The sequence below is a fragment of the Candidatus Kapaibacterium sp. genome (genome assembly GCA_023957315.1).
Classification (GTDB): Bacteria; Bacteroidota; Ignavibacteria; order Kapaibacteriales; family UBA2268; genus PGYU01.
The window spans coordinates 24,145-35,840 of the sequence record JAMLHE010000022.1; the positions used below are offsets into that span (position 1 = coordinate 24,145).

The following is an 11,696-nucleotide window of genomic DNA, read 5'->3' on the forward strand; positions in this document are numbered from 1 at the left end:
GAACTATGATTTGTATGATTTAAGTGATTAAGATGAAATACAAAAAGCAGTAAACATATATCTGGACAAAACAATTAATGAAATTTTGTAGGGACAGAACAGCGTTCTGTCCTTTTGTTTTAGTAGAGACGCGGCTCGCCGTGTCTCTACTAGTTATTGTACCGTCAGTTGTAATACCTGACGGAACAAATGCAATCATAAAAATCATTTTAATCAAGTTAGACTTCGGAAGTCTTTGTAATTAACCTCAAGATTCTTATTATATTCATATACGTTATAAAATTAGACTTCCGAAGTCTTCATCTATCAGACTTTCACAAACATCTGCGTCCCAAAGTATTGAAAATCTGCACTCGAGAAACTTCGGAAGTTTCCATAACTTCCGAATTTTGGATCATCTATGGTTGAAAACTTTTTATTTCATTGATTCTATTATTTATATTGTTGTAAAAATCATTAATGTTTACATTTACACCAAATCCTAACTCATTATCCAAATCTATCAAATTGTTCTCAATTATCGGATAAACTCTTCTCCCGGGTCTTCCTAAAGGCAAAATTGTATAATAGTTTGTTGAATCTACATTACACAGATATCTGTAATCACCGAAAATAAAATATTGTTGACCGGGTAATATGGAAAATTCCGTTGTATCTTGTCCGAACCACTCTTTAGCAATTTCAAATTGAATACATCTATTATTAGTTTGGTTGATACTTAAATTATTTCTACAAATTAAGGGAGTTTCACCTTTTATTAAGCTGTCAATCCTTGCAGTAACTAACGATTTTGTTCTAGCCCATACAGCACTTGTATCGGTATAGTTATATACAAAAGTTACCGTAACCGAACCGATGAAATATGAAGACAAAAGAGAAACGTCCAAAACTGGATATGGCGATCTACCGTCAATAAATTCAATAAAATCACCTATTAAAAACCCTAATGAAGCGTCCATCTCAAAATTTAAAAATATAGTTGGGTCATATTCAATTACTTTGTAAAAGTATCTCATCATTGTTTTGATAGTGTCATTATATGTTTGTTGCCATAAAAAATCGTTAAAATCTTTGATACTTATTGATTTACTAAGACTATCCATTGCTAAATACCCGATAAATACATCCAAGGGCATATCGGTCGAAATGGGTGGATTGGACTGGTTTGTCTGGATTGTATAAAACAAAAACTGGTATTCGGGGTAACAAGGAACATTTTGTCCGTATAAAGAGAAATTGAAAAACAAAGATATTAAAACAATACCCGGTAAAAAAAATAGTAATTTTTTCATGGATTCACCCTAAATACCAAATTTTAAACATCAGATTTCCAGTTTGTATGTTTGTACTTTCCAAATCAAAATTTCATTCTGGATTTGTACTTTTCATATATGTATAAACAAATCAAAGTTCGTTTAGTTACATTTCTCACACAAAAATAAGTTTAAAAAGATAGCCCAGGGTTTTAACCGTGGAAAAGGAAAATCTATGTTATCATTACCCACGAATAAATTCATGGGCTATGTTTGGACTGAACGCTGTTCTGTCCCTACAAAATTAAATCTTCACAAACACCTGCGCCCGGTTGCCGAAGCGTAGGTAATACACACCGCGAGGGAGATGCGAAATATCAATCCGAAAATTTTTTTGTCCCGTCAGGTGTTACACCTGACGGAACAAAGTACAAATCATAAAAATCATTCAAATCAAATAAATCATAGTTCAGACTTTTCAGTGTGGATTGAAAATATCAATTCTTTGGATAAAGCAACTGCGTGGATTCTAATATATAAATTTGGTAGCCTTGCCCGGGAAGCATGTCGCCTATCATATTGATTTCGAATGCAGGATAGAAGACGTTCCCAAAGTTATCTTTGGCAATTATAAGATTGTTTTCGCTAACTAATGAAGCGAGGGCAATTTCGATATTCATTGGATTGTCACGCAAATAGGAAATGATGTTCCAACCGGAATTTAGCGTTATTGGTTGCAACTCGGGCATAATTTTCATACCGACAATTGACAAGGTTTCGTTTTGTGACATATAAACTTGATAACCATGCAGCACGTTCCAATCACCAATGTCATTAATTTCGAATTCGGGATAATATATTTGCCCAACGTTGTTTTTGACAATTACCGTGCTACTTTTTATCTCCGAGAATACTTCTTCCATTGCAGCATTTTCAGCTTCTACGTATGTCGAAATCATATTCCACCCTGTTGTCAGAGCGATGGAATGCAATTCAGGTAATGTCTTGACTTGAAGTATGTCCGATAATGCTGAATTTCCTGATGTATTTTCCGCGATAATTCGATAATAATAATTCGTAAATGACTTTAAATGTTCGCCGGCATCCGAATATTCGTTGTTTAATCCCGTATAAACCAGCAAATAAGGTCCTTCAGGAACCAAGGAGCGAAATAGTTTGTAATTATCTACTCCTGCTACATCGTCCCATTCGAGCACAATCTTATGTTGCTCAATCAATGAAGCTCTTAAATTTACCGGTGTTTCTAATGCATATTTAAACAAAGTATCGAATACAATGCTCGAATGTCCATCACCACTTCGGCTTGATTGCATATAATTAATTGAAGTATCAGATCCGGCTAATAAAAAAACAACATATGCACTCCCATCAGAGCGTCGGCTTGATTGCATATAATTAATAGAAGTATCAGATCCGGCTAATAAAAAAATAACATATGAACTGCCATCAGCGCATCGGCTTGAGCGTTGTGTGATGGAAGTATCTGCTCCATTAAGAATGAAACCGATGTAATTGCTGCCATCACCACGGAATCCAGCTTTGTGTGCTATCACAGATGTATCAGCATCAACAATTGTTAGGCGAATCATAGAAGCACCATCATAATATTCGCCTTCAAATTGAGCATGAGCCAAAAATGAACTTGCAAAAATGGCTAAGACAATGTAAATTAATGCTTTCATTATAGCCCCGCTTTATCTAATCATCGAACCTAACACATCTGAATCCAATATCAGTATTTCTGCTATCGTATGTTACTTCGGTCATATGTCTTCCGGAAATGGTCCAGTAGTTTTCATACATCATATAATTATAAGCCCAGGAACCGCCTTTTATTCCCGAACCGGCTAAGTTATCAAACTGCCAATCTTGAAGATTTTTAAATTTTCTACCTGTTTCAGTCCCAAATGATATGCAGGCTTCCCAGAGATTGCCACTCATTTCCATAATTCCCCAATAAGTAGCCCCAGCATTCACTCTTTCACCGGCACTTATTTCTGCAAAAATCCCAACCCTAAAAGGACCTTGGTAACTACCACTATTATGTCCAAAATGACAATTACCTCCCAAGAAATTCTCATTGCTACAACCCAAATTTCCCGGATTGATTGATTGTGAGCGAGCATTGTCTCCCCAAGCATATTCACCGGAAATTGGAGTAAGAGGACCTCTGCAGGCTTTTTCAAATTCAAGTTCGGTCATAGGTCGCAATCCCGCCCAAGCTGCGTAATGCAAACCATCTTGAAATTTCAGATAGTTACAAGCAATGTTCTGACCGTCACATTCTTCATTGGGCTCGCCGTTTTGATTGTAGTCGCAGAAGAAAACAATCGGCAAATCGGCATCAACTTCCGAATTGCACCTTATAGCGTTACGGTACTGCATAGCAGTCGAATTCGTCATCACGAAAGTATTAGTAATCGTAGTCTGTCCCATTATTGTTGTAGATATTCTCGAAGCTTGTTGCACTCGAGTTAGAGTGTTAAGAAAATCTACATATTGCTCTTGCGAAATCTCGTATTTCATGCAATAGAATGACTTATAGCCTGTTGGATAATGAGGGTTGTCGAAAGTGCCATCATTATTGAAATCTATTCCCTCCGTTCCACTGACAGTAATTCCGATATTTCTTAAGGTTTGGTCACCACCGCCGGCTTTGACTACAACAGGATTATCGCTTATTCGCACAGGGTTATTGTCGCCTGATTGTCTGAAACTCGCAGGGGAAGCACCATCTCCTAAATAAAAATCCCCTTCGGGCACGTAACACATTTCAATAGCGAAAACAGCCACTCTCATTACATCAAGTTTGATGTCATCTTTTATGAAATCGTCACCATAATTCCACTTTAGTTTGACAGAGTTTGAGCCGAAATCACCTTTGCCTTCATTTGTACGATAGAAAAAGACCCCTTTTTGGTCGCTAACAGCTTGGATAGTTGCGCCCGTGTCTGCCGAACCGGCAATGTGGGCAGAAGACTTGGGATTTAAACTCGCATGATGCCATTCGCCAGAACCGGTTTTCTGATATTTGACAAATATCCATGCAGCGTCGTGATTGATGTCGTTTCTCCAGGAATTCTTCCATTCAATGTCAAATTCGACATAAACAAATTTTTCGGTAATATCCTGACCTGACAGTATCGGGTTTGCAACCTTGATATCGTTTGCTATACCTACTGTGAATATGAAGATCGTCATAAAAAATACAGTAATGACCTGATTCATAAATACCTCTAATTTTTGTTAAAAATTATTATACAAGTATTTCAAAAACAAACAAGAATTTCCTAACCCTAAAGTAATTAAATGTTTATTTAAAAGCAAATAATTTTTATGTCTGAACTATGATTTTTGTGATTTTTGTGATTTTGGTGATTATGATGAATAAGAAGCTCTTAAATTCTTTTATTCATCCGATGACTTGGAATATTCAGATTTATTGACTTGAATAAAGCTGTGGGACATATAACTGGGAGTCATCGGATGAATTAATGTATCGTCAGTTGTTACAACTGACGGAGCGAAATTGTCTCATGTCCCGTCAGTTGTTATAATTTACGGATAGGGATAAATCTGTAGTATAGTCGTTAGTTGTAACAAAGATGATACACTAACTATGGAACAACTGACGGTACAGTAGCAACTTTTGTCTCAATATCTAAGACAGCTTAAATCTTCACAAACACCTGCGCCCGGTTGCCGAAGCGGAGGTAATACACACCGCGAGGGAGAGATTCTACATTCATCCGATGACTGGGGGTCATCGGATGAATTGGTTCGGTAAGAACGCATTCTCCCAATGTATTGAAAATTTTGATTTCTGAACCTACATCAACCCTACGGTTAACCGTAGGGTTGATAGCAACGGTTATTTCAATATATTCCGTTGCGGGGTTGGGGTGGATGGAAAAATCTGAAAAATTGTTCATATCTACTGAATTGAGTACTAATGAATTGAAATAGCCAATATCTGACCAGATGGTGCTGTCAGTGGAATTGAGGGCTTTGACTCTCCAGAAATATTTTTCATTGATTGTCAGAAATTTTGATTTCGAGATGCCATGAACGCTTGTAATCGTATCTAAGCTTATCTTTTGAAAAGTGGAATCTAATGATAGTTGAACGCGGTATTTATTGGCATAATCAAGTTGGTTCCAACTCAATATCAAATCTAAAGATTTTGTTTCTATTCCAAGCGGACTTATTAGTTTTACTTTTGTTTTTGTTGCCCAACGAACTTCAAAGCTCCAAATATCAGACCATGTACTGTAATTAATCCAATGACTATTATGCATATCAGAATCATAAGACCTGAGCCTCCAGAAAAACTTTTGGTATAATTCCATATATTTTGGTATATAATGATCATGATATAAATTTCCTGAATTATACAAAATATCCACAAACAGGGAATCCTTTGCTATTTGAATTTCTATACTACTATAAGATACACGATAATTCAATTTTAAACTATCTAAAGGTATTACTGTGTTATTCGGGGGGTAAATTAATTGTGGTTTTTTTAAAGGTCTATATCCGCCATTATTTGTTTTGTAAATTCCACCGGATTCAGAGTAAACCATCCAGCCATTATTTTCATCTGTAAAATAAAGCGATGTAGGCGTATTGCAACCGTTTTCTATGAAATTCCATTTTTCCCCGCCGTTTGTTGTTTTAAAAAATGTGCAAGTTGCTTCAAACATACTCCATCCCCAGATTGTGTTGATATCAAGTATAAAAAAACCTTCAATGCTTCTATAATCACTATAGATTGACTCGAATGTTTTATTTCTTATATCATACTTATAAATCCCCCTACCACCACTAATTAATAAATAATCTTTATCGAAGTATTCAAATCTAGCGCCACCACCTTTGTTGTATTGCCAATCTTTACCTCCATTTGTAGTGGTTAAGAATACTCTTTCATAAAAATAATGATCGTCTTCATTCGAACCTAACATATAGCCCATGTTTTCATCAGTAAATAATACATCGTATAATTCTTCTACATCAAACTTGATTACTTCAAAGCTTTCTCCTCCGTTTGTTGTTTTAAAAGCAATGCCACCTTTACCGACAATCCACCCGTTTTTTTCGTCTCGAAAATGGAAACCATCGCTAATTGGATAATAAGACCAATCACCTCTATAAACATAAGCATCAGGAAGTTTAATTTTTTGCCAATTCTCTCCGAAGTCGGTAGATTTCAAAAAAGTTGCACTATCGCCCTGAATATATACGGTATTATTTATAATTTGAATTTTTCTTAAGTTGTGATGAGTTATATCATATCTAAATTCCCACATATCACCACCATTAGTAGTTCTTCCGATTATCCCATCTTCACCGCATATAATTAGCCTTTTATCATCAATGCCTTTTATATCCCAAATACCCGAATGTGCACCAAAATGCTTGATGTCCCAAGTTTTTCCATTATCATTTGTGCGATTTAAACTCATCCTATTCGATAAAATTATGAACTCTTGATTTGGCAACATTGCAACTTCATAATTATTTTCGTAATTAAATTTCTCGTTTAAAAACAATTTCCAAGTTTTCCCACCATCAACAGTTTTTTCTACACCACTATCTGCTATCTTGAATCCAACATTCTTGGACACAAATCTGAATGTGTAAGCAAAATTGAATTTATTGACAAATTTCCAAGTTGCACCAAAATCGTCGGTTTTGAAAAGACTATCCTCTTTTGCGCCATATCCGATATTACCGTCAATTAATTGAATTTTCCAAAATGTATGCTTAGTTTTGTTCCACGTAAGCCCGGCATCAGTGGTTGTAATAAGTGAAAATTTATCTAATGCCCATCCATCCATGAGTCCAAAAAATTGCAGAGCATTGAATTCGTATGAATTGTCATGAGTTAAGTGCCAAGTTTTGCCGCGGTCAATAGTTTTATAAAGCCCGGCTTGGCTCAACCAGAAAATATCTTCATTAAAAAAGTGAATTGAGTTGATTTTTTTTGTTGATGGGAGAGTGATTTCGCTCCAAGTATCGCCACCATCTTCAGTTGAATACATTACATATTCGCTATAACCTGTATTGAAAATAAAAAAGCCATTGTTTTCATCAAAAAACTTGCCTGATAAGATGCTATAAATCATATAATCTTCAAATTTGATCTGAACGAACCAATTGTTGCCGCCATCAGTAGTTTTTAATAATTCAGCATTATATTCCTCAGCATTAAAAATCCATCCGGTGCTATCATTTACGAAATGCAAATTCTGAAGTTCATACTTCAGCTGATTGTACGAATATGGTGGTTCGGCAGCAACCAAGGCAAAACTCATGCTCAGTATAACTATAAAAGTAAAAATCGTTTTCATTTTTCAATACCTTTTACAAACTTTTTTCAAATCTACAACACTCTATAATATATATAACACATAAACACGAAATTTATCTCAGGGAATGGTGTAAAATTTACAAGTTTGTCATTCTGAACGAATGTGAAGAATCCATGTATTTATCGAAAACTTGATTCTTCGCCTTCGGCACTGAATGACCAATAAAATTTGTTTGTCATTCTGAACGAAGTGAAGAATCCATGCCTTTCATGAAAACTTGATTCTTCGTCTTCGTTTCAGAAAGACCCGAGACATTAGGACAGAACGCTGTTCTATCCCTACAAAGTGATAAATTGAAACGAAAAAAGCCCGCTGCAAAAGCGGGCTTCCCTTTGTGACCCCGGCAGGACACTTACCGTATAGAAAGGGTGCTGATTATCAGCGATTCAACAGAGGTATTTGTTCACATTTGGCAATTTTTGAGACTTGATTTTGCACGCATTTTGCACGCGAATAAGTCTAAATTCTATAATCCCTCCGTTTCTCTTTTCAAATAAATTTGTATAGTAATCCGATATGTTGTACTTTTATTGCTACGAGTTTTTTCCTTTCTTGGAACAACCTTGTTATTTTGGTTATTTCACATAATGGTAAAGATATGAACTTAGTACAGATTTTAAGAGACACCGAATACAAGCTGACCCAGTTCAGCATTGAAAAGATAAAAGCTTTTGAAGAAAGCATAATAGCACGGGAGAGCAAAGGCAAGGTTGTCTTATATACCTCTTGTTTAATCAGAAACAAGGAAATAAGGCTAAATCCTGAAGAGGCTATTCGTCAACTTTACGTGAAGGTTTTGCATGAGGACTTTGGTTATCCACTTTCGCGTATGGCGATTGAATATGCAGTTTCATTCGGAAGAGAGAAAAAACGAGCGGACATTGTTATCTTTGATAAAGACCAGACTACTACGCCTTTTATAATGGTCGAGTTAAAGAAACCAAAACTCAAAGACGGTAAAGAGCAACTCAAATCATACTGCAATGCAACCGGGGCGCCAATTGGAATATGGACAAATGGAGATTCGATTTCATTCTATCATCGCAAAGACCCTAATTATTTCGAAGATATTCCAATCATACCTCGTGCAAATCAAAAGCTTTCTGATATCTTAGAAGAAAGATGGACAATTGCAGATTTGATTGCCAAGGACAAATTGGTTACCGAGAAAAAATCACTGAAAGACCTCATACTTGAAATGGAAGATGAAGTTTTGGCAAATGCAGGTGTGGATGTATTTGAAGAATTGTTCAAGTTAATATTTGCAAAGCTGTACGATGAAATGGAAGGTGGTAGAAATAAATCAAGACATCTTGAATTCAGAAATTATGGTGATACTGAAACAGAATTGAAAGCGAAAATTCAATCATTATTCGACAGAGCAAAAGACAGATGGGAAGGTGTTTTTACGGACGATTCTAAAATATCATTGTCACCATCCCATTTATCAATTTGTATATCTTCATTGCAAGATGTTAAACTTTTCAATTCTAATCTTGATGTTGTTGATGAAGCATTTGAATATCTCATTAACAAAACGAGCAAAGGCGAAAAAGGGCAATACTTTACACCGAGATATGTAATTGATATGTGTGTGAAAATGCTTAATCCTCAGGAACACGAAACGATTATCGACACCGCAGCAGGGAGTTGTGGGTTTCCTGTGCATACAATTTTCGATGTTTGGGAAAAGCAACTTCACAAAAGAGGCATCATCCAAAGTCAGAGGCATACTACAGAAGAAAAATATCCGGAACAACTTGATTATGTTCATAATAAAGTATTCGCTATTGATTTTGATGATAAAGCTGTGAGAGTTGGACGTACCTTAAACTTGATAGCGGGAGACGGACAAACAAACGTATTGTATCTAAACACTTTGGATTGGGAGAGGTGGGATGAAAAAACAAAGGATGAAGAATGGCTGGACATATATAATGATGGATGGAAAAAACTAAAAAAACTTCGTAGTTCAAAAGAAGGCAATAGAGATTTCACTTTTGACATCCTTATGGCAAATCCACCTTTTGCCGGAGATATTAAAGAAAGCCGCATCCTTTCAAAATACGAACTTGGAAAGAACTCTAATGGTAAAACGCAAAACAAAGTTGGTAGGGACATTCTGTTTATCGAAAGGAATCTTGATTTCCTTAAGCCCGGCGGAAGGATGGCTGTTGTACTACCACAAGGCAGATTTAACAACAGTAGTGATAAAAATATAAGAGAATTCATCGCTGATAAATGCCGGATTTTGGCTGTTGTAGGATTACATGGGAATGTGTTTAAACCTCATACTGGCACAAAAACGAGTGTCCTATTTGTTCAGAAATGGAACGACAATCCCAAGTTGGGACCACTATGCCCTAAAGTTGAAGATTATTCAATCTTTTTCGCGACTATGCAAGAGCCAAGCAAAGATAATAGTGGAGATAAGATATACATCAAAGACAGTTTAGGGCAGCCGGTACTCGATTCGCACGGGCATTTGATAGTAAAACACGACCTTTTCAACCATGATGGGCTAACCCAGGACGGCATTGCTGAAGCTTTCGCAGAATTTGCCAAAAAAGAACAACTAAGTTTTTTTTGAAACAGCCCTTCAATGAAGCCAAATACAAGGTTTTAATGGAAGGGCTCGAAGCTGTTGAATTTAGATTATCAGACTTTTTATATGACAACATAGACTTTAGAATTGACTCTGAATATTTTTTAAAATCAAATTTATTTTATCTTGAAAAGATTAAAGAGGTTGGATATAAGCTAATAAATGATTTTGCTTACGTTACAGATGGGATCCATTCTTCAATAGATTATTGCGAAAAAAGCAACGTGAAACTAATTTCAGCTACTTCGCCAAGAGAAAATTACTTTGATACATCGCGTGATGTTTTTATTTCTGAAATTGCACATTCTAAAAACCCGCGAACAGCACTAAAGGAAAATGATATTATTCTCTCAACTGTTGGCACAATTGGGAATTGCGCCGTTGTGACGAAAAATATCTTGCCTGCAAACTCCGATAGGCATGTTGGAATTATAAGATGTAATGAAGAATTTTTACCTAACTATATTTCAACTTTTTTACTTACTAAATATGGTAGATTTCAAACTTGGAGAGAAAGCACCGGCAATGTGCAATTGAATCTCTTCATTTACAAAATAAGAACCATAAGAATTGCTAATCTCTCAAGTTTGTTTCAGAGAGAGATAAATATCCTTGTAAAAACAGCAAACATCAATCGAGACGATTCTCTTGAAAGGTACATCCGAGCAGAACTAATATTACTCAAAACACTTGGTTTAAATGATTTTGAACCCAGCCAAGAACCTATAAACATAAAAAGTTTTTCAGAATCATTTGGAAGCTCCGGTCGGTTAGATGCGGAGTATTATCAGAAGAAATATGAAAATTATCATTCTTTAGTATCTTCATATTCAAAGGGGTATGATTCGTTTGCAACAGTATGCATTTTAAAAAACGAAAAATTCACTCCAAAAGATAATATTGAATATAAATACATTGAATTATCTAATATCGGAAAAGCTGGTGAAATAACTGGTTGCACTCTTGAGTTAGGGAAATTACTTCCAACAAGGGCAAGACTGAAAGTCAATACCAATGATGTTATAATTTCTTCTATTGAAGGTTCTTTAGAGAGTTGTGCATTAGTAACTCCAGAATATAATAATGCGATTTGCTCAACAGGTTTCTATGTTGTAAATAGTAAAATGATTAATCCGGAAACTTTGTTAGTTTTATTCAAATCCAGACCAATTCAAAATCTTATGAAAAAGGGTTGTTCAGGCACAATACTTACGGCTATAAGTAAAAATGAGTTAGAGCGAATCCCAATTCCTTTGGTGGACTTGGCAACTCAAGAGGTTATTAAAAAACATATCAATGAAAGCTTCAAGCTCAAAAAGCAATCCGAGCATCTTTTGGAAATTGCTAAAAGAGCAGTTGAAATGGCAATCGAAGAAAACGAAGAGACTGCGATTGAATACATCGAGAGAAGCACAAAAATAGCAGAGATGTCATAATCCA

General features: G+C 35.7%; 6 protein-coding genes. 2 read left to right on the plus strand and 4 right to left on the minus strand.

All coding sequences use genetic code 11. The features are described from left to right. Positions 1 to 398: 398 nt before the first annotated feature. The 4 genes from M9949_14685 to M9949_14700 form a co-directional block, all read right to left on the minus strand. Positions 399 to 1,292 carry a hypothetical protein gene (locus M9949_14685; protein ID MCO5252652.1) on the minus strand — a complete coding sequence of 298 codons (894 nt, stop codon included), beginning with the start codon at positions 1,290 to 1,292 and terminating at the stop codon, positions 399 to 401. 458 nt (positions 1,293 to 1,750) lie between these two features. Next, complete coding sequence (locus M9949_14690; protein ID MCO5252653.1) at positions 1,751 to 2,956, minus strand: fibronectin type III domain-containing protein; 1,206 nt, start codon at positions 2,954 to 2,956, stop codon at positions 1,751 to 1,753. Positions 2,957 to 2,972: 16 nt separating this feature from the next. Beyond that, the gene (locus M9949_14695; GenBank protein ID MCO5252654.1) at positions 2,973 to 4,475 is read right to left on the minus strand and encodes a formylglycine-generating enzyme family protein; all 1,503 of its coding nucleotides are present in this window, start codon (positions 4,473 to 4,475) and stop codon (positions 2,973 to 2,975) included. 470 nt (positions 4,476 to 4,945) lie between these two features. Next, positions 4,946 to 7,630: a YCF48-related protein gene (locus M9949_14700; protein ID MCO5252655.1), complete on the minus strand. Its 2,685-nt coding sequence runs from the start codon at positions 7,628 to 7,630 to the stop codon at positions 4,946 to 4,948. Between the two features lie 619 nt (positions 7,631 to 8,249). On the opposite strand from M9949_14700, the gene M9949_14705 reads away from it, so the two are divergent. After that, complete coding sequence (locus tag M9949_14705) at positions 8,250 to 10,241, plus strand: N-6 DNA methylase (GenBank protein ID MCO5252656.1); 1,992 nt, start codon at positions 8,250 to 8,252, stop codon at positions 10,239 to 10,241. Beyond that, positions 10,238 to 11,692, plus strand: coding sequence for a restriction endonuclease subunit S (locus M9949_14710; protein ID MCO5252657.1), 1,455 nt, complete (start codon positions 10,238 to 10,240; stop codon positions 11,690 to 11,692). Before M9949_14705 ends, M9949_14710 begins: the two co-directional genes overlap by 4 nt. Positions 11,693 to 11,696: the final 4 nt, after the last annotated feature.

Bases quoted from the DNA above. Each gene is read 5' to 3' on its own strand.
- M9949_14700 (MCO5252655.1), bottom strand. From the start codon at position 7,630: ATGAAAACGATTTTTACTTTTATAGTTATACTGAGCATGAGTTTTGCC.
- M9949_14690 (MCO5252653.1), bottom strand. From the start codon at position 2,956: ATGAAAGCATTAATTTACATTGTCTTAGCCATTTTTGCAAGTTCATTT.
- M9949_14705 (MCO5252656.1), top strand. From the start codon at position 8,250: ATGAACTTAGTACAGATTTTAAGAGACACCGAATACAAGCTGACCCAG.
- M9949_14695 (MCO5252654.1), bottom strand. From the start codon at position 4,475: ATGACGATCTTCATATTCACAGTAGGTATAGCAAACGATATCAAGGTT.
- M9949_14685 (MCO5252652.1), bottom strand. From the start codon at position 1,292: ATGAAAAAATTACTATTTTTTTTACCGGGTATTGTTTTAATATCTTTG.